The organism is Rhodococcus sp. Q (genome assembly GCF_005503035.1).
GTDB lineage: Bacteria > Actinomycetota > Actinomycetes > Mycobacteriales > Mycobacteriaceae > Rhodococcus_G.
The window spans coordinates 19,768-41,730 of record NZ_SCOY01000037.1 but is presented as its reverse complement, the minus strand read 5'-3'; the positions used below and the strand labels follow the sequence as shown (position 1 = coordinate 41,730).

Annotated in this window: 24 protein-coding genes and 1 pseudogene; 1 reads left to right on the top strand and 24 read right to left on the bottom strand. The window is 63.5% G+C overall.

Features of this window, described 5'->3' with window-relative positions:
• Positions 1–395: 395 nt before the first annotated feature.
• From FFS72_RS23090 to FFS72_RS27020, 21 genes are all read right to left on the bottom strand, one after another.
• A complete protein-coding gene (locus tag FFS72_RS23090) occupies positions 396–830 on the bottom strand; it encodes a hypothetical protein (RefSeq protein WP_137876135.1) in 435 nt (144 codons plus the stop codon).
• 26 nt (positions 831–856) lie between these two features.
• Positions 857–1,207, bottom strand: a complete 351-nt coding sequence (locus FFS72_RS23085; protein ID WP_137876134.1) for a phage tail fiber protein — start codon at positions 1,205–1,207, stop codon at positions 857–859.
• 62 nt (positions 1,208–1,269) lie between these two features.
• Complete coding sequence (locus tag FFS72_RS23080) at positions 1,270–1,605, bottom strand: LtfC-like domain-containing protein (protein WP_137876133.1); 336 nt, start codon at positions 1,603–1,605, stop codon at positions 1,270–1,272.
• Positions 1,602–1,994 (bottom strand): hypothetical protein, encoded by a 393-nt coding sequence (locus FFS72_RS23075; RefSeq protein ID WP_137876132.1) that lies wholly within the window; start codon positions 1,992–1,994, stop codon positions 1,602–1,604. Before FFS72_RS23075 ends, FFS72_RS23080 begins: the two co-directional genes overlap by 4 nt.
• Before the next feature lie 139 nt (positions 1,995–2,133).
• The gene (locus tag FFS72_RS23070; RefSeq protein ID WP_137876131.1) at positions 2,134–4,092 is read right to left on the bottom strand and encodes a DUF7257 domain-containing protein; all 1,959 of its coding nucleotides are present in this window, start codon (positions 4,090–4,092) and stop codon (positions 2,134–2,136) included.
• Between the two features lie 156 nt (positions 4,093–4,248).
• Complete coding sequence (locus tag FFS72_RS23065) at positions 4,249–5,631, bottom strand: hypothetical protein (RefSeq protein ID WP_137876130.1); 1,383 nt, start codon at positions 5,629–5,631, stop codon at positions 4,249–4,251.
• A complete protein-coding gene (locus FFS72_RS23060; protein ID WP_137876129.1) occupies positions 5,628–5,948 on the bottom strand; it encodes a hypothetical protein in 321 nt (106 codons plus the stop codon). Before FFS72_RS23060 ends, FFS72_RS23065 begins: the two co-directional genes overlap by 4 nt.
• A gap of 103 nt (positions 5,949–6,051) precedes the next feature.
• The gene (locus FFS72_RS23055; protein WP_097211140.1) at positions 6,052–6,465 is read right to left on the bottom strand and encodes a phage gene 29 protein family protein; all 414 of its coding nucleotides are present in this window, start codon (positions 6,463–6,465) and stop codon (positions 6,052–6,054) included.
• A 41-nt stretch (positions 6,466–6,506) separates the two neighbouring features.
• Positions 6,507–8,186, bottom strand: a complete 1,680-nt coding sequence (locus FFS72_RS23050; RefSeq protein WP_137876128.1) for a Gp37-like protein — start codon at positions 8,184–8,186, stop codon at positions 6,507–6,509.
• A complete protein-coding gene (locus FFS72_RS23045; RefSeq protein WP_249353474.1) occupies positions 8,183–8,938 on the bottom strand; it encodes a phage tail protein in 756 nt (251 codons plus the stop codon). Before FFS72_RS23045 ends, FFS72_RS23050 begins: the two co-directional genes overlap by 4 nt.
• Positions 8,939–9,226: 288 nt before the next feature.
• Positions 9,227–10,459 carry a hypothetical protein gene (locus FFS72_RS23040; RefSeq protein ID WP_137876126.1) on the bottom strand — a complete coding sequence of 411 codons (1,233 nt, stop codon included), beginning with the start codon at positions 10,457–10,459 and terminating at the stop codon, positions 9,227–9,229.
• A gap of 125 nt (positions 10,460–10,584) precedes the next feature.
• Positions 10,585–11,115 carry a hypothetical protein gene (locus FFS72_RS23035; RefSeq protein WP_171018797.1) on the bottom strand — a complete coding sequence of 177 codons (531 nt, stop codon included), beginning with the start codon at positions 11,113–11,115 and terminating at the stop codon, positions 10,585–10,587.
• Between the two features lie 115 nt (positions 11,116–11,230).
• Positions 11,231–11,620 (bottom strand): hypothetical protein, encoded by a 390-nt coding sequence (locus FFS72_RS23030; protein ID WP_137876124.1) that lies wholly within the window; start codon positions 11,618–11,620, stop codon positions 11,231–11,233.
• Complete coding sequence (locus FFS72_RS23025) at positions 11,617–12,063, bottom strand: hypothetical protein (RefSeq protein WP_137876123.1); 447 nt, start codon at positions 12,061–12,063, stop codon at positions 11,617–11,619. Before FFS72_RS23025 ends, FFS72_RS23030 begins: the two co-directional genes overlap by 4 nt.
• 38 nt (positions 12,064–12,101) lie before the next feature.
• Positions 12,102–12,434, bottom strand: a complete 333-nt coding sequence (locus FFS72_RS23020; RefSeq protein ID WP_137876122.1) for a hypothetical protein — start codon at positions 12,432–12,434, stop codon at positions 12,102–12,104.
• A 28-nt stretch (positions 12,435–12,462) separates the two neighbouring features.
• The gene (locus FFS72_RS26585) at positions 12,463–12,636 is read right to left on the bottom strand and encodes a hypothetical protein (protein ID WP_171018796.1); all 174 of its coding nucleotides are present in this window, start codon (positions 12,634–12,636) and stop codon (positions 12,463–12,465) included.
• Positions 12,637–12,776: 140 nt separating this feature from the next.
• Complete coding sequence (locus tag FFS72_RS23015; RefSeq protein WP_137876121.1) at positions 12,777–13,439, bottom strand: phage tail tube protein; 663 nt, start codon at positions 13,437–13,439, stop codon at positions 12,777–12,779.
• Positions 13,440–13,540: 101 nt separating this feature from the next.
• Entirely contained in the window at positions 13,541–13,990 is a 450-nt protein-coding gene (locus FFS72_RS23010) for a phage tail termination protein (RefSeq protein ID WP_137876120.1), read from the bottom strand.
• Entirely contained in the window at positions 13,990–14,223 is a 234-nt protein-coding gene (locus tag FFS72_RS23005; protein ID WP_137876119.1) for a hypothetical protein, read from the bottom strand. Before FFS72_RS23005 ends, FFS72_RS23010 begins: the two co-directional genes overlap by 1 nt.
• A 243-nt stretch (positions 14,224–14,466) precedes the next feature.
• Complete coding sequence (locus FFS72_RS23000; RefSeq protein ID WP_137876118.1) at positions 14,467–15,132, bottom strand: hypothetical protein; 666 nt, start codon at positions 15,130–15,132, stop codon at positions 14,467–14,469.
• A gap of 20 nt (positions 15,133–15,152) precedes the next feature.
• Positions 15,153–15,287 (bottom strand): hypothetical protein, encoded by a 135-nt coding sequence (locus tag FFS72_RS27020; RefSeq protein ID WP_283235445.1) that lies wholly within the window; start codon positions 15,285–15,287, stop codon positions 15,153–15,155.
• Between the two features lie 548 nt (positions 15,288–15,835).
• Between FFS72_RS27020 and FFS72_RS22995 the strand changes: the two are divergent.
• Positions 15,836–15,952, top strand: a pseudogene (locus FFS72_RS22995) (IS3 family transposase); the annotation flags it as partial.
• 600 nt (positions 15,953–16,552) lie between these two features.
• On the opposite strand, the gene FFS72_RS22985 reads toward FFS72_RS22995, so the two are convergent.
• The 3 genes from FFS72_RS22985 to FFS72_RS22975 form a co-directional block, all read right to left on the bottom strand.
• Positions 16,553–17,038: a DUF6301 family protein gene (locus FFS72_RS22985; RefSeq protein ID WP_137876117.1), complete on the bottom strand. Its 486-nt coding sequence runs from the start codon at positions 17,036–17,038 to the stop codon at positions 16,553–16,555.
• A 79-nt stretch (positions 17,039–17,117) separates the two neighbouring features.
• Positions 17,118–20,033 carry a hypothetical protein gene (locus FFS72_RS22980; RefSeq protein WP_137876116.1) on the bottom strand — a complete coding sequence of 972 codons (2,916 nt, stop codon included), beginning with the start codon at positions 20,031–20,033 and terminating at the stop codon, positions 17,118–17,120.
• An 863-nt stretch (positions 20,034–20,896) separates the two neighbouring features.
• Positions 20,897–21,676 (bottom strand): peptidoglycan recognition protein family protein, encoded by a 780-nt coding sequence (locus FFS72_RS22975; RefSeq protein ID WP_137876115.1) that lies wholly within the window; start codon positions 21,674–21,676, stop codon positions 20,897–20,899.
• Between the last annotated feature and the right edge of the window lie 287 nt (positions 21,677–21,963).

Genomic DNA, 21,963 nt, shown 5'->3' with positions numbered 1-21,963 from the left:
CGCAGCCTCAACCGACCTCATATCTACTCGTTTTCGGCGCTCTGCTCGATTTCGTCGCGCCATTGCTGGTATGCAGGACTGACCAGCGGCCATAGGTGTCCGGCAGACCGTAGATATCTGACACGGCTCATCGCCTCCTCAAAGAATTTCAGGCGCGTCGCGACCGGACTCGAAATGCTGCAAGCTACGCGGCACCCAGATGAGTAGCGGCGGCGAGCAATTCGGCGTGCGCGCGCAGAGAATTTGCCGACCGGTCTGTGACAAGTCGAGAAAAGACATGTGCCGCGCTCAACCAATGGATGAGCGCGGCACATGAAAGAACACGATCCCCGACATCGGGAATGGCTATACACCTCTAGATTTGGTGTAGCCCGAGTGCGGGAATGAGCACCGAGTTACGGTGCGATCGCGAACGAAAGGTCGCCGGTGGCGGTGGCGAGCGCGTTGGTGGTACGGGTCGCCACCGCGGTGCCGAAGCCCGCGGCCAGGACAACCTGGCCGGACCCGACCGCGACAAGCGCCGTAGCCGCCCCTTCACCACCGAGCGAAACAGTCTCCTTCAGTGAGGGTTTCGTGAGGGCGGTCAAAGACCCGATCCCGGTCGCCTCGGCCGCGAGCGTGGCCGACGGCTTGAAGGTCACGGCTGGGGTGGTGGTTCCGCCGAACGCGGCGTACACGAACACCGGGATGACCGGGACCTGTGTACCGTCGACCCGGCTGACCGGCGACCCCGGCAGTGCCACCACCATCGTCGGTGGCGCCGCGACGGCGGTGAGCACTGTCGGTTGCGTGGGCAGTGCGTCCACGATCACCTGTGCTGGTGCTGGCATGGCAGCCTCCAAATCGAAGAGGTGAATCAGCTCACGGCGAAGGTCGGGGTGATCAGCAGGGTGCCCTGGGCGCCCAGCGTGGTCGGGGCGATCGCGACCTTGTCGATGAACGTGCCGCCGGTGGCGGCGCTCCACAGACCGGCGTGGGTGTAGGTGCCGGCGGGCAGGTTCACGGTGACCTGGCTGCCGGTCATCTGGCCGTTGGCCGGCGCGCCCCAGGTAGTGGCCACACGGACGTAGGCCGGCGCACCACCCGAGGCTTCCGCGAGGCCGGTGGGGCCCGGGTCGCCGGTATGGACCGAAACGTACACAGTGGTCGCCGTATTGGCGTAGGCGGCGCACAGCGCGTTCTTCGTTGACGTGACAGCGATGGCCATGATGTTCTCCTTGAGAATGGTTTCTTTGCAATGAATTTCGCCGAGTCGAGCGGCGAATGAGGTCAGTTGCGGATGACGGAGCCGACGTACCAGGCGTAGGTGGTTGCCGGAGTGGTCGTGTAGGTGACCAACATCGTGTAGCGCGAGTTGGTGGGGATCGGATCGGACGTCGCTGCAGGTACGGTCCAGCTGGCCGCGGTCGGGGTGACGGTGGCGGGCCAGGTACCCAGCGAAGCGCCGCCCGGCGCGGTGAGCACGATGGAGACCGTTGTTCCGGAGGGGAATACGGCCCCATCGGAGGGCTGAATGGTCTGCACGAAGCCGGCGCCGGTGGTGAGTTTGAGTGGTTCGATCTTCGGCTGGTAGCCGAGGTATCCGGGATCGATCGATGATGTCATGCGATTCCTCTGCTGTGTTCGACCTCGTCCATGAGTTCTCTGGACAGGTTCAGTTCCGGGATGCGGCCGTGCTGGGCCGCTTCGATTACGCCGCGCAGTACGGCGAGCGCCTCGCGGAAGAGGCCGGTGACACGGTCCAATTCCTGCATGGACGCCGCTTGCGCGGCCTCTACTCCGTCGAGCCGCAGGGAGACGACCCGCAGTTCTTCGGACACACGGGACAGGGTCGCCAGGGCGATGTCGTTGACCTGTTTGGCGGCGGACACTTCGTGGCGAATATTCTGTGCTGGTTGAGCTTTCCGGACCCGAAGCCAGGAGTAGAAGCTGGTGGCGCCGGAGCCGCCCAGAAAGGTGGCGGCGCTGATCAGCGTTGTTTCGAGAAGAGGCATCAGGTCCCTTCGGGCCTGGGCACGGCCGGCTGGTGATGGCTCTGCGCCATTGTGGACTCCAGGGGCTAGTAGGGTCGCCAACGGGAGAGGGCTCGACCGAGTCGGCCCTGCGAAGGCATCGGGCTTGGGGTGGGCACCGCTAGGCGCGGTTGATCAGTGCCCCGTCGAAATAGGTGTTGGAGCCGATGAGATTGTTGTTGACGCTGGAGCTGTAGCCAGGAGCGACGACTGCCCCCGCGGGCAGGAAGACGACGAACGTGGCCTCGACGCTCCAGGAATCCTGGGTGTCAACGGTCTTGGGCCCGGTGCGCAACTGCTGCCAGGTCGCGCCGGGGCTCGCGACCCACCAGAGGTCGGCCCCGATCTCGGTGGTCAGCGCCTTGGCGTAGGTCAGGCCGACGCTCATCCGGTACCAGCCTGAGACCGGCACCTGAACTTGTCCGGGTCCCAGGGCGGAAACCGTCACTGCCGAGCTATGTCGAACGGTGTCGAAGGTACCTGCCGCGACGGGACGGGACCCGGCTGTCTGGAGCGCGTTCGTGGAACCGATGCGGGCCAGCGCCCAGCCGATACCGGTGACCGGCGGGGATGCGAGGTCACCAGCCGTCAACGCGGCGATGGCGAAGGAGAAGAACCCTATCAGGCCCGACCAGTAGTACCAGCTGTCGAATCCGAAGGATCTGTTTCCCGCCCCGACGGGTGAGCTCATGGCACTGTCGTTGTAGGCCACCACCGGGACCCCGTTGATCAGCACCTGGTAGTTCGCTCCGACCGCGCGCAGGGTGACGGTATCGCCGGTTCGGACAGGAACTTCCGCAGCGACCCATTGGTTGTAGTTCAACCCGGTTGTGCGGGTGCCTCGTCCGAGCCGCACCTCATTGCCCATGATGACGACGTAGACGAAGGTAGCCAAGTCGGGCGCGGCACGAATGTAGAGCGTGGTGCCGCGCTTGATGCCGATAGTGCCTGCTTGATTCGCTCGGCCCATGACCGCCGACACCGATTGATCGTCGGTTCGGAGCACCGTATTCGACAGCGCGACAACATTGCCGGTGCCTGTGTCACCTTGCTGGTTCAGTTGAACCTGACCGCTGACAATGGTCAGGTCTGCGACCTGACCGAATTTATAGGTGGAGTAGCCGGATCCGAGCTGCGTGCGCTCGAAGTCATCAGAGAAGGTGGCACCGCTGGGCTGTTCGACAGGTGGGGGCGGTGTCAGGGCCTCGATTGTGGCTCTGGTGCTGTCGGCGACCGCCTTCCAGTTTCCGTCGATGTCGGTCATGCCCGCGAACGAGCCGATGACACCGGTGACCGGTGGGGATGCGAGGTCACCAGCCGTCAACGCGGCGATGGCGAAGGAGAAGAACCCGAACAGGCCCGACCAGTAGTACCAGCTGTCGAATCCGAAGGATCTGTTTCCCGCCCCGACGGGTGAGCTCATGGCACTGTCGTTGTAGGCCACCACCGGGACCCCGTTGATCAGCACCTGGTAGTTCGCTCCGACCGCGCGCAGGGTGACGGTATCGCCGGTTCGGACAGGAACTTCCGCAGCGACCCATTGGTTGTAGTTCAACCCGGTTGTGCGGGTGCCTCGTCCGAGCCGCACCTCATCGTCCATGATGACGACGTAGACGAAGGTAGCCAAGTCGGGCGCGGCACGAATGTAGAGCGTGGTGCCGCGCTTGATGCCGATAGTGCCTGCTTGATTCGCTCGGCCCATGACCGCCGACACCGATTGATCGTCGGTTCGGAGCACCGTCTTCGACAGCGCGACAACATTGCCGGTTCCTTTGTCACCTTGTTGGTTCAGTTGGACCTGACCGCCGACAATGGTCAGGTCTGCGACCTGACCGAATTTATAGGTGGAGTAGCCGGATCCGAGCTGCGTGCGCTCGAAGTCATCAGAGAAGGTGGCACCGCTGGGCTGTTCGACAGGTGGGGGCGGTGTCAGGGCCTCGATTGTGGCTCTGGTGCTGTCGGCGACCGCCTGCGCACTGGCGACTGTCCAGGTGGCATCGGAAGACCGTGTTTGCGCTGTTGTCGTGGCGGATTGGGATCTTTCGGTGATCGCCTTCCAGTTGCCGCCGATGGCGGCCACGCCCGCGAACGAGCCGATGACACCGGAAACGATCGACGCTCGGGCACCCTCCCAGGTCAGCTTCTGGAGGTTGCCGATGTTGTTCGGGTCCGCCGCGTCGCCGACGTACGCGCCGGCGGGGACCCATTTGTCAGGTGAGGTCACAGTTATGCTCCATCAGTAGCTCAGCAACGCGCCATCGAAGTAGGATGTCGTGCCATTGGTTGCCGTGCCATTGGTTGCCGCGCCTACGAACCCGTTGTCGTCACTGAGGCGGTAGCCCGGCGCCACCACCGATCCCTGCTGGAGAAAGACGGTGAATGAGCTGCCGACACTGTAGGACCTTTCGTTGTCAGCCGTGCTAGCGCCGACCCGCGACAACGACCAGGTTCCGCCGAGCGCCGGCGCGGTCCACAGTCCGACGCACGCTCCGGTGGTAGACGAAGACAGGGCAAATGCGGTCGTGATCGCGTACCAACCCGTCTTCTCGATCTGCACCTCGCCGCGTCCGACACTGAGTAGGGCGACGTTTCTGGCGGGGCCGAGGTTATCGAAGGTGCCATCCGCCACGCGTGCTACACCTTCCGGCTGGGCGACAGCCTCGGGGTTGAGGCGGCACAGCGACCATCCGGTGCCGACGATCGGCGGCGAGGAGAGATCAGCGGCGACGAGCGCGTTGATCGCGAACGAGAAGTATCCGAGCGACCCGGTCCAGTAGTACTGGCAGCCGAGCCCGAAGGACCGGTTGTTCGCTCCGATCGGAGACGTGGGGGGCACGGCGGTATCCTCATCCGTGTAAGCGGTGACGAGAACGCCGTTCACCAGGACACTGTAGGTGCGACCCACGGCTTCAACGGTGACGGTATCGCCGGTACCAACCGCGGTGTCCCCCGACTTCCAAAAGTTGTACACGGTGGTGCTGCCACTGCGCGTGCCCCAGCCGAGATGAACACTGTCGCGATAGACATGGGCGTACACGAAACTCGACAGGTCCGTCGCGGAGCGGACGATGATCCGGGCAGCGGCGCTGTGGTGATCCTGAATCCGGCCGACCACCACGGACACGCGCTGATCATCGGTCCCCGTCACGGTTCTGGACAGGGCGACAACGTCGCCGGTGGTCCTGTCACCGGGGCGATCGAGTTGCACCTGGCCGTCGATGAGCCTCAGATCCGTCACCGGGCCGGTCTTGAATGTGGTGTAGTCCGGACCCAACTGACTGCGGTTGAATGCGTCGGAAAACGCTGTGCCGCCCGTGGCTTGGCCGATCTGAGTGGCAACCAGTCCCTCCAGGGACGCGGCGTTTTCGGTCGTGGTCTTCTGCACGGCCACAGCCGACGCCTGAGCTCGGGCGGCGCCGGACTGCGCGTCGGTGGCAGCGTTCAACGCCAGCTTGGTCGCCGAGTTCAGATTCGAGCCGATCGCCCCCACACCGGCGAACGACGCTGTGACGCTGGACAGGATCTGCGCCCGTGCCGAGTCCCAGGTGACCTTCTGCAGGTTGCGAATCGAGCTGCCGGTATATGCGCCCGGCGGTACCCACCCATCCGGGCTGGTCATCGGGCACCGCCCGTCGAAGGATGTCCCGCCACCGCATCGTCGGAGTCCGAGACTCCGACCGCGTCGGTGAACGACTCCACCAGCTCGGCCGCAGCGTCCGCAGCGGCTTCCAGCACCGGCTCGTTCTTGACGATCCACACGTTGACGGTGCGCAGCACTTCGAGTGCGGTGAGCACTGCAACGCTCGCGCCGACCGCGGAAGCCGGTGCGTACTGCAGCAATGCCACCAAAACGGTGAGCACGCTGATGACGCCGCCGATCAGCGACACCACCGCTTTCGCGTTGCGAGCGACGAAAGCTCCAACGTTCTGAGCCATGAGGAACTCCTAGGGAGACAAGTGCGCCGGAAGGCGCGAGAAGTGAATTGGGGGCGGGCCGGATCCGCGACAACAGCGATCCTCGACACCGTCGGTCCGGGGATCACTCGGCAGAACCGACTTTCGCGGTGTTCAGGTCGAGATCACGCGGGTCCACCAAGTGCTTGAGTTCACCGGATTCCCTGAGCTGCTCTACCAGGTGAGCCCTTTCGTCCGGCGTCAGCTCGGTGACATCCGGTACCGAACTCTCCGGCGGACACGGCGCGCCCTTCTCGGCCCATTGGCCGGCGCCGTTGAGCCAATGCGAGAGACCGCGCGCGGGCGGGTGGTACTCCTTGGTCTGCTCGCCGGCGTAGTGGCGAAATCCGAGGTCCCACAGATGTTTCGACCACTGTCGAAGCACGTCGGGGTGCACGAGAAGTGGTGAGTTCTGGGGGCCGGGCAGGCCGACCAGCGCCCACACGAAGGCCTCGCTGGGATCGTCGGGGTTGCACTGCTCGAGGGAAGGGATGGACATGTTCTCTCCGGAGGGTTTCGATAGGGATTCGGCGGGCAGAACTACATCTGGACGGCGAGTGCGTGGATGTCGTCGACGATGTCGGCGACCACGCGCATGGACTTGGCGAAGGGCATGTCGTGGTCACGTTCCGAGCCGACGGTGACCTGCCACGCCGGGCTCGCGGTCCGCGACCAAGCCAGTTCGAGTTCGGTGACCTGGTCGACGTACACCGAGCCTTCGGGCATTCCCTTCACGGTGGAACCGACACGATCGCCGAGGAAGAAATGCCCCTGCCCCTGGTCGCCGATCAGATACGGCTCGCCGTTGGCGACGATGAACTTGTGGGTGAAGTGCTGGCGGGTCTTCCACATACCCTCACCCAGGGTCAGCAACGAGCCGAGGGTGTAGGCCCGGTCGGCGCTGTTCTCGAAGTGCTCCCAGTAGTGCGACCAGCCCGCGTCCCGGACACGCTGTCCCGATTTGTGTTTCTGCCAGGCCAACAGCGTGTCCGACAACAGCGACGTCGCGATCGTGTTCGCCACCGCCGTGGAGGCGTTCACCACACCACCGGCGATGGAGCCGCCGAACGGAATCTCACCGAGGGCGCCGGCGACCAGCATGCCGACCACCTGGATCGCCGAGGAGATCGCCTCGTTCACACCGGGCATCGAGTGACCGCCGGTGAGAACCTGCACCGCCGACGAGGGGTTGACGATGAACTGTGAGGTCTGAATGCCCGTGTTGTCGTTCTGCCGGTAGACCACCCACGGATTCGACGGGAGCGTGCCCATCCAGCCCGGATTCTTGTACAGCTCAGGCACATTCTGATCCGGCAGCACACTCGGGCTGTAGTCGAGCATGGTGTTGTCGTACACCTGCTTGGTGCGCTCGAGCCCATCCCACATGTCGCCGCCGGTGCTCGTACCGGTCCAGAAGCCGGACTTGTCGACGATGTCGACAACCAGGCAGCCGTGCCGGACCTGCGCGCCCGGCCACGGTGGCGGATCACCCTGCAACCAGCGCCGCGTGACGATCGCCAGCTGAGCCGTTTCCAGGGTGCCCGCCGAGGCTTCGTGGAAGTTCTGGAAGCGAGACCCGAAGATCGTCCACATCGACGTATCAGATCGGAACTCGCCAGGTTTCACCACGACACCCCACGTGGACTGATCCAGGCTGCCCCACTGACTGGGATCCATCGGATCGTCGGGCAACGTCCACAGCCCGCCCTGCAGGCGGAGCAGGTTCAGATGCAACGCGGTCTTGAGCACCCAGACGCTGGGCCCCGCGAGCAGGAACTGACGCGGGAACTGAACCTGTTCCGGCAGAAACGGATTCGACCAGCAGTAGATGTGCTTGAGATCCTGGTACGAGTGCATGAACAGTAGCTCGACGGTGGTGACACCGTGGCCGTCGGTCTTGATGACAGCCTTCTCCAGCCGCCCGTCCCAGCGCGCGCCATCCTTGTCGACCGTGATGTGCACGTTCTTCTTGGTGCGGCTATTGATGTCGACCGCCCACTTCGCCAAGTAGTAGTCGTAGGGAAGCACCAGCAGACCGGTGCCGGCCTGGTTCAGAATCCAGCGGAAATCAGCGCTGATCTCCGCGCCGCACACTCCGCGCAGGTTCCAGTCACCATCCCACAGCCGAATCAGAGGCCGCGAGAACCGCTGCTGCTTGCGAACCGTCTTGGCCGATTGGGCATCCGCGTAGATCGCGGGGAGGTCCAGCACGGAAGTCACTGCAGCCCCCACGGGCGCGACCAGTTACGCGGCTGTACCACCAGCACCGACGCGCCGGTCGGCGCACCGCTCACGGAGACCGGGACCGCGGTCGCCGGTGTGTACGGGGGCACCGGATAGAGGAAGCTGACGCCGTTCATCTGCGCCCAGACCTGGGAGCCGTCCTTGGCGACGATCATCTCTTCCATCGGGTCGGTATCGACCGTCAGATCCTTGCCCGCGGCAGTCAGCGGCAAGGTGATCACCCGCGCGCTGTCGCGATCGACCGCACCCCACGAGAAGTCCGGCAGTGTCCACTTGCCCGGCGCCGAACACACCCACTTGAGCCACATCGGCTGATCGGTCGGGTTGGCGATGGTGATCGTGCCGGACTGGCTCTTGCCCGCGCCGGTGGTGTCGGTCGTGGAGGTCCAGGACCCGGTCACATCGGACTCGACCCACCACGGATTGCCCGCTGTACAGGTCATGACGACCTTGCCGATCGACTTCAGATGCGGATCCTTGTCCGGCTTGAAGTCCGGCTGCTCCGACATCCGCAGCTTCAGCGTTCGCGTGCCGAAATCGGTCGTGATCGTCAACGTCGCGTCGCGGTCGTAGGCCCAGGCCTTGCGCCACGCGGAGTCCACCGCCTCCCACGAACTACCCGCGGCCTGAGAGACATTGACCGCGAATACGACATCGCGCTTGTTCGTCCGGTAACCACCGAACGAGGAGCCGGCCTGAAACGCCGACTGATTCCAGATCGTCGTCACCGGCGCGTCATACAACCCGGTCGGCGACGTAGCCAGCTCTACACCCTCACGACCACTCCCCTGACCGGCGATGGTCCATCGTGAACCATCGACTCCGGTCACCGTGATCATCGCAGCATTGGACGCCACAAATTCACCTCATTTCTTGTTTCTGCCGCGCCGAGCAGGAGGAAAACCTCAACTGCCGCACGCACTTTCGATTTCCATCGATGTCTCATCGACCCGACATCGAGATAGGTAGGCAACCGACCAACCAAGGGCCAGCTCCGAATAATGAAGCCCGGCCGACTAGCCGTGCATCAGCTCCCACTGCTGGGAAAGAACTTTCAACCTGGCAACGACGTCTTCCGAGCTCGACATCGAGATGTTAACCGTGGCAGGCTGCCCCGACTGGCCCCGCTGGCCATCGCTGGGACCACTGCCCTGGGTTCGTTCGGAACTCTGTGCCAGCATCTTCTGCAAGAAGAAGGGATCAGCATTCAAGGCCTGCAGAAACGGGCGATTCACCGAAGTCGACCGGGCATTCATGACGAACTCGCCGTCGGACAGGTAGGCCGGAATCTTGTCGCCGATAGACGAACCCGGGCCTTTGACGTCTCCGCCGCTCGCGAATCTACCGGTCATCATTGCGCCGATCCGTCCCAGTGCCCCCGCCGCCGACGAAATCCAGTCCTGGATACCGGAGCCACTGTTGTTCAGATTCGCACTGACGAAGTTGGCACTGTTCGACTGATACGGCACATCGCCTTTCCCGGGATCCTCGTCCACCAGCGTGTACCGAAGTGAAACAGGGTCGGTGACCGGGTTGTAGGCATCAATCGCAGAAACACCCATGTCGTTGATGAAGCGCTCGAAATCATCGGGGGACATAGTATTGCAGCCAGCGCTGGCGACATCGCCCTCGCGCCCACCATGCCAGAACATCGTATCGCCGCCGATACCTCGATAATTCTCGCTGAAAGAACCGTCGTGATTGACATCGTATTCGGCCTGCGCTTCCGTCCCAGCCGGCATGCCGAAAATATTGCCATTACCTACGGTGCCAATCTTTTGATTGTCGAACCGATGCTCCAAATAGTATGAGCCAACTGGAAGGCGGCCCAATTCCATCACACCGTCGCCATTTACGTCCCGAGTGGCGTCTTCAACGTTGAGGTACTTGCCGATAGGATCGGCATTGGCACGGTATCGGCTGACATGCTTCCGACCGTCGTCATCGATCCACAGAAGTGCCGCCGTGTCGTCGTATACACCTTTATCGTCGTTGGCGTGGACATTCGTCTCGTGACGGATCGTCACGAGATTCTTCTTCCCGACGCTGGACTCGAAGACTCCGTAGTTCCGCTTGATCATTGCCTTGTAGTAGTCGTACTCGGCATCGATTGCCAACTGTGCCGATCCGAGCGGGCCCGGCGCTAGCCAGTCACCTTTGACTGGCCGTACCGCGGATGACCGTCTGATGTAGTCGGTCAGCAGTTGCCGGGCACCACTGTCGGGTGCACCGCTTTCTCCGCTGGGCATGAATTGTTTCCTTTCGATATAGATAGCTTGTGCCCACCGACATACCCGGATCAGCCTCGGCGCACGATCGATCACAAGCTCGAGAATCTATTCGAAAGGTATCGCGGAATACCGCTCGAAGGTCACTATTGGTAGTAGTACCAAGAATTTCCGAGCTCGTGATACTGCGCAAATTCCCCATCGATCGGTTTACGGTGGGGTAGATAGCGGAATCCGCTGCGGGATACCGGATAGCCCCGCTGGAGAACGAACTTGCATCCGCCGTCGGTCTCCCGCTCGACATGGTCGAAGGTGTACACGCCGATCTTTTGCGTTGTGAACTCACCACTGGACGCACCGGCTGTCGGTGCGTCGCATTCGGCGGCGGCCCGGTCCATCGCGCTGCGCGAGATCATCCAGCCGATTCGGCCCGGGATCTGGAAATGGTTCAGGGCCACGGTGAGTGCGATGAATATCGGCACCAGAAGTCCCAGACGCCGCCAGCCCGTGTACTTCACGTAGCCGAGGACTGCGAGCACCAACCACACCACCAGCGGTATCGCCAAGGCGATGCCGAGCCAGATCACGGCGTCGACATCGTCGAACGCCGTCAAGTCGGCCCACATGGCCCACAGGCAGGACGCGAGGGTCGCCGCGGCAGTCACACCCATCGCCACCGTCCAAGCCGACGGGACAGGTCTTTTCGAAACAAGATTCGTGCTCACACGCCCAAGCTACCGGACTATATGGTCTGTTTCGATTCGGTTCAGCCGAGATCGATTCTGCTAGGTGTCAGCTTACGAACACGGAGACAAACAGACCTGCGGAGACCGCTTGGCCAGTCCCGTTCTGGCGCAACTGGACGTCGATGACGTCGCCGGCACGCAGTACCGGCTCCGATGTCAACGGCACGGTGACCGGGATTTCCGGCGAGAGGGAAAGACCCGCGGCCACCTCGAGGCTAGCAAAGGTTTGCTGCACAACCCCATTGCGTAGTTGCCGCACGATGATGGTCACGTTGTTGGTCGCCGCACCCGTGACGGTGAGATACCCCGGCGGGGCGACGAGCTGGACATCGGTGACAGTGTCGCCGCTGTAGAAGGCCGGGGAATAGACCCCGGCCAGGGTTGTGGTGTCGGCCGCGCCGGCAGCTTGGGCCGGCAGCGTTGCGGAATAGATCATTCGTCCTCCCAGGTGGATCCGGTGAACTGGTCGATGAGGCCTTGCATCGACTCGTCTCGTTGTGCGTCGCGAACGATGTCCACCGCGGTGACCGGTCGGGGCATCGGCGTCATCCGGGGCGGATCGCCACCGGCGGCGGCGATCACCGCGGCCTGCACGCCCTGGAGTGCGTCGATGATCGACAGCAGCAGATAGCTGTCGATGGTGTATCCCTCCGGCGTCGGGCCGGCGGGATCGGCCTTCTCTTCGTACAGGTCGAGTTCGGCCTCGGCTTGTTCGGCGACGAGCATCTGCTCGGCCAGCTCGCGATCCATCGCTAGCGCCGAGCGATATTGTGAACCGTGCGGCAGTCTGTCCTTGAGGGACCAGATCGTGCGCCAATCACGGTTGCGAATGGTGTGGGGCCCGAAGCATTCCCGGATGTCGATGCCGCGCTCGAGCAAGTCGTAGTCGAGCGCGGCACCGAAACGTTCCCAGAACTCTACGAGCCCTGCGATCCCCCCGGCAGCTCCGAGGAGCCCTGGCCGAAGAGGTGGGCGTAAAGGTCCTTCTGGAAGGCGAACCACTCGTCGAGCGGCCGATCGGCGAACAGTTCTTCGACGGCTTCGTACTGGTCGCCCAGCACGATGGCCATCTGCTCGTCATCGCCGGCGGTCCGGCGCAAGGCCAGGACCTGGCTGCGGGTGACCGGTGCGATCGCGATGTCGTCGGTCAGGCGGTAGGGCGCGCGTCGGCGCGGGGCGAGCTCTTGCTGCAGCTCGTAGAAACGACCGCCGACCTCGGCCTGGTCGGCCGCTTCGGATGTGGATGCCATGATGCTGTTTTCTCCGGGTTGTGTGGTGTTACTGGGACTTCGAGGCGCGGCTGCGGGAAGGCTTGTCGACGGCTTCGACCTCGGCCTTCTCGGCGTGGCCGAGCTTGAAGACCGCGGTGACGTATTCGGTCGCATTGGCAACGAGGTAGTCGTCGACGCCGTCGGTCATGGTGACGGGGTACTCGGTGGGGATGGCGGACACGGTGGACCCGCTTTCTTCTCCGGCAAGAATGGATAAGGAATGTGTGGGGCGCGCCATGACCGGAGACACATGACACGCCCCACGCCCAAGTCCGTGGACCTGGGAGATCGAGAGACCGTCAGGAGACGGTCGGGGGTGCTTTACGCAGCGTTCGGGATGTTGGTCTGGGCCAGGATCTTCTTCCAGCCCGACCCGCCGAAGCCATGGGCGATGGCGTAGCCGGCGGTGTCGTCCTTGAAGGCGACCATGGTCAGCTTCTGGGCGAGAACCTCGGTGGGGTTCCACTGCTCGCCGCCGTACTTGCTGACCGCGACCTTCGGCAGCACCTTGTAGACGTAGATCGGGTTGGCGTCGTTGCCGTCCTTGCCGATGATGATCGCCGAGTAGTAGGTGATTTCTTCCGAGGTCGGCTGGGCGAAGAACACTTCACCGGAGGCGGCATTGGCCTTGATCGCCGACAGCGCGGTGCCAGTGGCCAGGTTCAGCGTCAACGCGGTCGTCTGCTGCGGCTGGAACTCGATGGTGGTGATATCGCTGGTGACGTCGTTGCGCACCGGCTGCAGTTCACCGTAGGACTCGATCGGCGCGGCAGTGATGCCACGAGCGAAGGCCACACCGGTCTTCTTGTCGATCAGGCCGACAGGCTGGTAGGCCGGCGGCAGCGTCTGCAGGGCGCCGGAGGCGTCGGTCAGCGCGGACGGCGCCGCCGTGTAGTGCGGTGCGATGAAAACGGCCGCGTCGAGCGGCTTGAGCAGCAGCGACCGCTGCGCGTTCTTCAGCGCGGTGAGGTTGGTGGCAGGCATGTGTCTCCATTCGAGCGCCCGCGGATGCGGGCATGGTTAACAGGAATCGGCACCGAGTGGCGCCGGTGAAAGCCCCGTCAAGGACGGGATTCACCCACCGCCTACTGGCGGCGAGCTTCGATCGAGAACGCGACCTCGACCATCTGGTTGAGCGGGTCCAGGTCGGGCACCTCGGTGAGACCGCGGCTGCGACGCAGGATCGGCGGATGGAACTTCGGTTCCTCCGCCGCGATCTCCTCGGTGTAGTCGACGAGCACACCGTTGACCCGATTGGCCGGGGCATCGAGCATCGCCGTTCGGATCTGCACCGAAAGCTGCTGCGCCTGAGCGCGAGTGGCACCGAAAGCCACCACGCTGACTTTCGCCTTGTAGGTGATCGCATTGATGTCGAGCGTTCCCCCGGTGGTCCGCACCCAGATCAAGGGCAGGGTGGACTGCAGGTCCGCCGAGGTGGCGGGCAAGGTGGTGACGGTGGTCGCGGTCGGGGTGAACAGGTCGACCATGAACTGCTCGAAGTCGGGGAACTCCCCCGGTGCGGGATAGGTCGGCATCACGCTGCTTCCGGTGCCGGGCCGACTGTCACCTCGGCGCCGAGCGCGCCCTCGGGGGCACCCTCGGACGTCTCCGGCGGCGGAATGGCCGCGGCTGCTGTCATCGCGACGCCCTGGGCGAGGTTGAACAGCACATTGACATCGGCCTTCAACGTCGCGAGTCGCGCGACCACGGCCTGCACGTCGGTCTGGATGCGTTCGGCGAGACCACTGGGATCATCGGAACTGGGCACGAGATTCTCCAAATGTTGGGTTCACGGGTGATCCGTGGAAGCGAATGGTTCGGATTCGGTCCGGAGGCATCGACTGCGCTCTTGGACCCAGCGGGGGTTCCACGAACCCCGTTCTGGTACTGCGTGTTAAATACCGAGAAGCGGAAGCAACAGCGGAAGGATCACGCTGACAATTCTGAGGACATCGACGACGGTACCGAGCATTTCTCATCACCCCCTTTCACTCTTGCGAGCGGGAGCGCTTCAGCGCACGTGGCTCAGATAGGTTGCGAGTCGGTCGCGCAACGGGTCGTTGGTGAAAGCCGCGCCGTGGGGGGCGGTCTTGATCACGTTGATGGTGGTACTCCGGTCGATCTCCGGGCTCATACGCCCTTCGAGGGTGCGCCATCGGGGCTGTACCAGCTTCGGGGCGTTCTGGCGGCGGCCCTGCGATGCGGAGGACAGGGTCTGCACCACGGTGCTGACCGTGCTCGTCAACGCTGTGGCCGCCCCCGTGGCAGCGGCTCCGGCCGGACCGGTGACGGCGCCGATCATAGACGTGATGGCAGCTTCGCCACCTGCAGAGACGATTTCGTCTCGGGTGCCCCTGTAGATGTTGTACCAGTTGTGCCACTGCAGGAAAGGGAAGAGCGAGCCGACCGGAGCCGTGGAGAGGAAGCCGCCGGCGTCGGTGGGACCGTGTTCATCCTCCACTTCGCCACCGGAAGCGTAGGCCTTCGCATTGACCATTGCCTTGGTCGGGCCCTTCAGCGCACTGCTGGCGATCGACGCCCACTGCAGGAAGGGAAGCAGGCGGCTGGGTCGTGAGACCGACAGTGCGCCATCGTCATAGCCGGTCCGGCGGCCTTCCCATTCGCCGTCGGCGAAACGCACGAACTGTGCGTCATCTCGTATATCTTCGAAAGACATTGTCGACCATCCATTTGGTTCTAGGCGGTGACCGCGGGTCGGTGCGCATTGAGCAGCGCGGCGAGCCGGTCGCAGTAACCGTCGGTTCGGTAGTTCACGTTGTGGGCGCCGCCGCGGCCTTTCCAGACTGCGGAAATCCCTGTGCGGGAATCCATTCGATGAGGTGGAGGAGTCCCGCCCCCGGAGCCGAGGGGAATGCTCCGGGGGCGGGACTGTGACGCCCCTGCGCTGCGACGACATCTGCGACCGCGGATCACCCGCGGGAGACGGGCGCGCTAGGGGCGGGGCATGCGGAACGCTCTCAACCCGCTTTTCAACCAGATAGTTGTTCGGGGGCGAGCCGCATGGGCTGGGAGTGACGAGCTGTCGGCACCGTCACGTTTGTTGCACTCGAGAGGCGAGAAACATTGGAAGGACTTCCGATTCGATTCTTGCCTGTGGCTCAAGCCTACAACAGGGTGTGTGACAACTGGCCGGAAAACGACCAACAGTGCAGGTAAACAGTGGTTTGGACTACCGCCGTGTCTCCGAAGACTCCATTTCTTGGATCGCCGCCGAGATCCGCCATGCACACCTCTCCGATTGCGCGGCAATCGATTCCGTCGCAGGCATGCTCGGGTGAGATAGTGCTCAGACGCTCCACGACTGGATCCGAAAGGCGCAGGTCGATTTGAGTTAACGCGCCGGCGCGACCTCCGACGCCGTCTACGGCGCACGGGAGGTGTGGGTGCAGTGCCGTCGCGAGGTCATCGAGGTGGCCCGCTGCACCGTCGAGCGGTCGATGGATGAACTCGGCCTCCAGGCCGCGCGACACGGAAAGAAGCCGCTGGTCCTCGGCGCCATCGAACACGCGATATGGGCCCGTAGGTGTGAGGGAACCACCGACCTGGCGGCGCTGATCCGCCACAATGACCGCGGATCCCAGGGCGAATGCAAACGGTGGTCGCAGTGCCTCGATCACGGAAATTCGCGATTGGACGTGGTGGGAAGTGGATGCCGGAAGCACCTTTGGGCGCGTGGCGGCAGTGGGCTGCGGATCGGGCATTGTGACCGCCGGTGGGACACTCGGGACGAGCTTCGCCACTTGGATCGAACGGACCTCCAATCGGCGACGTCGCCAACGGGGGCTCAGGCGACTTACCCCGGTCGAACATGAGGCCCTCAATCAGGCTTCACTCGCGGCATGAAACTACACACCCCGCGGGTCGACCGAGCTCAGGGCAGTCCTCATCGGCCTTGCGCGGCGACGAGGCCCACGAGGATGAGGACCTCGCTACTCCCTCCACTCGCCCGAATCACCGGGTAACCAGCCACCGTTCGATGTCAGTGGTCCAATACGCGGGAGAAGCGCGCAAACCCGTTCCCGCACCACGATCTCGCCGACCGCGAGCCCGCACCGCGATCTCGCCGACCGCGACTACTAGTCCTCGTACTCCGACTCGGGCTCATCGACCCATGCCTGATACCCCGGACTCGTCAGATGCAGGCGGATCGCGCTGACACTCAGGTTCAGTGAAATGACCGCTTTCGGCAGGTCCCACCTGATGAATGCCTGTGGTCCGGGTTCGGCGCTCGGGGCTGTCCCCAGGAGTGCGGTAAGTGCCACATCGAGGTTCGTGAATCCGTCGTCCAGCAACGGGCGCACCACTGTCATGGGCGTGGCGTCATCGGCCACATCCGTGACCAAGATCGAGATGTAGCGCATCGAACGGTTCCGCCTGTGCACGTCCGCCTCCGGCCGGCCGACATGAAAGTTCGTCCGTATCGAGGCGCCATACTGCCTGAGTTCGACGAGCTCCCATCCAGCTTGTGCGCAGAAGGGTTCCAGGTCATCGATGGTCCAGGTCCAGTCGAATTCTGTGGCGAGGCGGGCGATGCGTGTCGCGCCTTCGGTATCGACGTGCATGTGTGGATGCTACTTCCTTCTTGATCGTTGATGTCGGCCCAATCGCTGGGGCGGCGAGGTGAGGCTGGCGGGTTGTCGGTCATCGGATGTGAGCGCCGTAGGTCAGCACCTTGCCAGCCTCGCGTGGGTCCACGTCGGTGACAGGTGGTTGCGGCATGCTGATGTTGACGACCATCGACTGGTCGACCTTCTCGTCGGTGTTCGCAAGCCATGCGAGGCCGGTGAGGGGCGCGAGGGCGGGCAACGCCAGCGCAGTCCAGGTGTTCAGATTGTTCAGGCCCGACGACCTCAGGTCGGTGATCCATTGTGGTGGCGCGATCGGCGGCGCACCCACGCCTGCTGCTGGCGTTGGCGTGAGGGCGGACTCGGGCTGTGTGAGGTGGAACGACTTCGCGGTGCCCGGATCGAACTCGTAGGCGGTGATCTTGTTGGTTCCGGGTTCGGTATGCACCAACACATAGTCAAAGTCCTCGCCGTCCAGGAGCCTCTGCGCCAACTGCGGATCGTAGTCACGCAGAGCCTGCAGCGCTTCGGAGTCCTTCCGCAAGAATTCATCCTGTGCGTAGGGAAAGGTCCCTTGCTCGACTCTGATCTCCCCGCCGACACCGGTCTCGTTCACATCACCCCGAGAACTCAGACTGTTGGGCTTGGCCCCGCCTTTATACTCCAACAGGACGACTCTTTTGTTTCCTGCGGCGTCGGTGAATACCCCGACCCGGTCCGCAGTGTACTTACCGGATCCCCTGTGGATGATTTCAATTCCGGCTTGCGCGGCAAAGTAGTCGCCGCCGATCTCACCCCGACGCTCGGACAAATCCGTGACCGCGCCTCTACGGGTGCTCAGATCGCTCGCGAGAATCTCAAGCCTGTCGACGTCACCCGTTCCGTACTGGTGCTGGTTGCGTAGCCTATTGAGCGTCTCCCTGAGTTTCTTTTTCGAAAGGTCGTCGATGGTAAGTTCGCGGAAGGTGCCATCTCTGTTCTTGATCCTCATGGGGTGATTTCCCATAAAGCCCTCCAGCTCGAGCTCGGCTTGGTCGCGCGCAGCTTTGCCGTGGTTTTGCAGTACGTTTATTTCGTCGAGCATGCGTTGTTCGTACCCGGGCAAGCCGGTTCTGATGACTGCGATAGGATCCTCGACGAGCTTGCCGAACATGATGGTGTCGGAAGGGCCTTTTGCCCAACTTGGCATGTCTACCGTTTTCGGAAGCGACTGCCCGGGAACTCTCCTGTACCACTGGCCGGTTTTTGGGCTTGCGTAGACACCAACTGGCCAGTACCCAATAGGTGTTTCATCGGTTTTTCCAGTCCAAGGAATAAGCGTTTCCACGCTATTGCTACGAACATTTACGTGTTCGCCGGGGCTGCGGCGCGGAATGATGTCGCCGGGACGACCCGGTTTCGGCCCTCCCATATAGACGATCGGGTCCTCGAGCATGCCGATGGGGAGACCCGATTCGTCAAATCGGGCTAAAGGACTGCTGAGGAGGCCGGGACCACGGACCGGTGGGATAGTGCGTGGTGCGACCGCCACCGGGGCCTCGATGCCATGGGTGTACGAGGGCAACTCCTCGGGTTTCGGGTAGTCCACGATGCCGGGGCGAGAACCCACCAATGGGCCGTCGGCGAGGAAGGGCGTGGGGACGTCCGGGAACGCCTGTGCAGCACCGGGCAACGATTGGATGGGGAACGGGGAAACCCCGAAGGCCTTCTGTGCGGCAACCTCGGCTTCCGCGAGTCTCAACGCCTCGGGTGCGACCTCGAGTCCTTCGTCGACCCACTTCGCGACGCGAGCGCCTACCTTGCCGGCTAACGTACTGACTCCCTTGCCGATCGGGCCCTCGGCCAAGGTCAAAGCTGTATTCACGCCGCCCCAGAGAGCTTGTCCCACATTGCCGTCCACGATGCCCTCGGTGAGGTCGTTGAGGCCGATGAAGTCACCGATCACGTCGTCTAGGTTGTGGTGATCCAGATCGAGTCCCGGCTCATCCGGGATGTCGTAGGGGATCCCCGGATTGTTCGGGTCGGCCGCATACAACCTGGGTTTGTTCTCGAGCTGTTTGACCTGTGCGGGAGAGAGGAGTTCGATGTGGGCGTGGTCGAGTCGATCGCGGGCGGCAAGGGACCGTTGAAAGATCACATTCTGTGCCTGCGCCGGGCTCAAGCCCTGAGCCCGTAGATCCTTGATTCTCGGGTCGTCGGGCGGCAGGTAGTGGATCTGCGCCGCGATCTGGTCGTCGTCCTGTTCCTTCTTGGTATAGGCGTTCTTCTCGAGCCGTTGCTGGGCTTCACGACGCAGCTGAGTGCTGCGATCATCCAGATTGCCCGTTGTCGAAGCCACACTCAGGTCGTTCGCCAGCTGCACCGCGCTGTAATCGAGCCCGGGCACTACGATGCTGCCGTCAGTGAAGGCCGGCAGCGCGGATTGATCCCAGTGCGCGTTCAATCGTGCGGTCGCGGCCTGCCGGGCGGCCGCTTCCGCCGCCGCACCGGCCTCGGTGTACGGGCCGTACCCACGACGACCATTGAGCAAGGCCAGATCTCGGTCGCGGTCGGCGGGCGTGTACGCCGCATCCGTGGCGAACAGCCCCGCCATCTGCTCGGGTGAGATGGCCACCCCTGGAGTGGACACCACGGTTGGGCTCCCTGCGGGCAGGGTGGCCGTGGTCGTCTCTCCGATCAGCTTGTTCCCCAGCGGGACCAGATCTGTCCGCATGGTGGTGCCGCTGGGCAAGGTCACCGACTGGCCTGTGGGTGTCTCGTCCTGCATCCACGCCATCAAGTCCTCCGTACCACCGGCCGGCGGCGGTTGCTGCGGTTGGCTCGCCTGTCCCTGCACCAACATCAGATCCGCCAAGGCCTGCTGATCAGCGGTGGGCGGCGCCGGTGTGGCGGGCAAAGTCGGCCGATTCACCAGCGGGGAGACGGGACCGATGAAGCCAGGCTCGACGGGCTTGGACGCGGTCGGGGGTCGAACTGGACGGCTGGGTGCCATGGGAGTACCTCGGTGTTTCATGAAAGAGGCCGCTCCCCGAGGTGGGGAGCGGCCGAAAGAAGGGGGCGGAAGAGGAAGGCGCGGTACCCGACCGAAGGGTATCTACCGGTGCGGAGGCGATGAGGTATCGGTCATGTGGACCGCGGTGTGCTCAATGGTGAAATAGGTTGGCAGCCAGGCACGTTTCATCCAAACACGCCAGGGCCGACAACGACCGGTGGATGAGAGAAGGACCAAGCAGCCTGCGTCGGAAACGATTCTTGGGCAAAGCGACTGGTGACCAGTTGAGGTGTTCTCGAATCTCGATCGGCCACTACGGACCACCTCACACCGAGAGAATCAGCCCATCGCGTGTGTTGTGACAGCCCTATGAAAACGACCACAGCGCAAGCAGAGCACTGTTTCGGCAAACAGGCTGCGGGCAGGCCGTGTGGCCGGTCCGTGCCCAGCGGGATTGCCTCGAGTTTGGCCAGTTCCGACTGGTGAGGATGCGTCCTCGCCCAACCGAGTTCGAGGCCCTCCACCACGGCAATAACCGAACTCAGCCTGCGGCTGAATTCTCAAACCAGTAGGTCTCCGAACTACCAGGCGACAGCGATCATGCGGCGGAGCTTCTAGCGGGATTGATCCGGCACCAAATTTAATTATTACGGAGGCGGATTCGAGAGAGTAGTAGTCCCGCCCTGGGGTATGAGCCGACCCGAGGGCGGGACCTGGGCACCCCGGGTGGCAGCGTTGCGACCGTGGACTTGCACGGGGGACGGGCGCAACGGGGCAGGCCTGAGCAGACACCAGGCCCGACTGCTGTTCAGAGAGCCGTGGACGGTTCGAGCGGGGCGAGGCACAAGGGTGGCCAGTGGGGGTTAGAGGGCGGGCGGAACGAAGCGGCTTTCGAGCTCCTCCAACCGTCCGATGACGTCAGCGAGGGCGTCGACCAGGGTACGGCCGCCGAGCTGCGGCCAGCCTGCGTACTGCCCCAGGTCGCGTTGCCCGAGTCCGCACAGCTGTTCGCGGATATCCTTGACATCGCTGCTGATCGGGCCGCAGAACTTGGTGATGAAGTCCTGGAGCTGGGTGACTTCTGAGGCGCTCATCGGCGCGTCCTTTCTCTCAAGGAAGGCCGCTACGTCGCGGCGGAATTCGTTCATGTCGATGCCGGCAGGGTCGATCTTTCCCTCCCGGCTGTACTCCCGGTGGGCCACGCAGTCATCGGCGGTGCGTCCGATGCGCCCCAGAATGGCGGCGCAGCCGCGTTTGTAAGCGTCGAGCTGAGCTGGGGTCCAGTCGGTTCCGTCGCCGCGGGAGACGGCTTCGATGCCGATCACGTGGTAGTTGGCGTTGTCGGTGGGCCAGCCAGGCCAGGAGCCGCGGCCGGCGTGCCAGCAGACGCCCGCGGCAATGACACGGAAGGTGCCGTCACGTTCCAGAACCAGCTGGGCGAGGGGGCCGTCCAGGTCGGGGCGGCCATACTGGACGATGCGCCAGTCCTCGGAGCCGCCGCCGGCGGTGTGGTGGCACAGCACGCCGCGCAGGTCGCGGAAGTCGCCGTGGCCCCGGTCGCGCCAGCCTTCGTGCTCGATCACCCGCAGGCCGGCCGCGCGCAGCACGTCGGCCAGCCAGATCGGGTCTCCGGTCCAAGACATCGGATGTTTCCTTTGCTGTATGTATTCGTCTGCTGGGACATTCGGTGGTCCTGCAAGCACTGAAAGTGCGGAGGGGAGGTAACTCCGTGGGCCGGCCAGGAATGTGGCGCCGACTAGACGGAGGAGCCCAGGTACGCGAATGATGTTGTCAGACACTGACACAAAAGCGCGCATGACGACAACGCACTGGAAATATGTTGCTATACAACAGATCTGCATCCACACCATCCGACGGCCCGAGCCTATCAGTGGGTCCGTGACGAATCCGGGAAAAGTGGCCAACACCC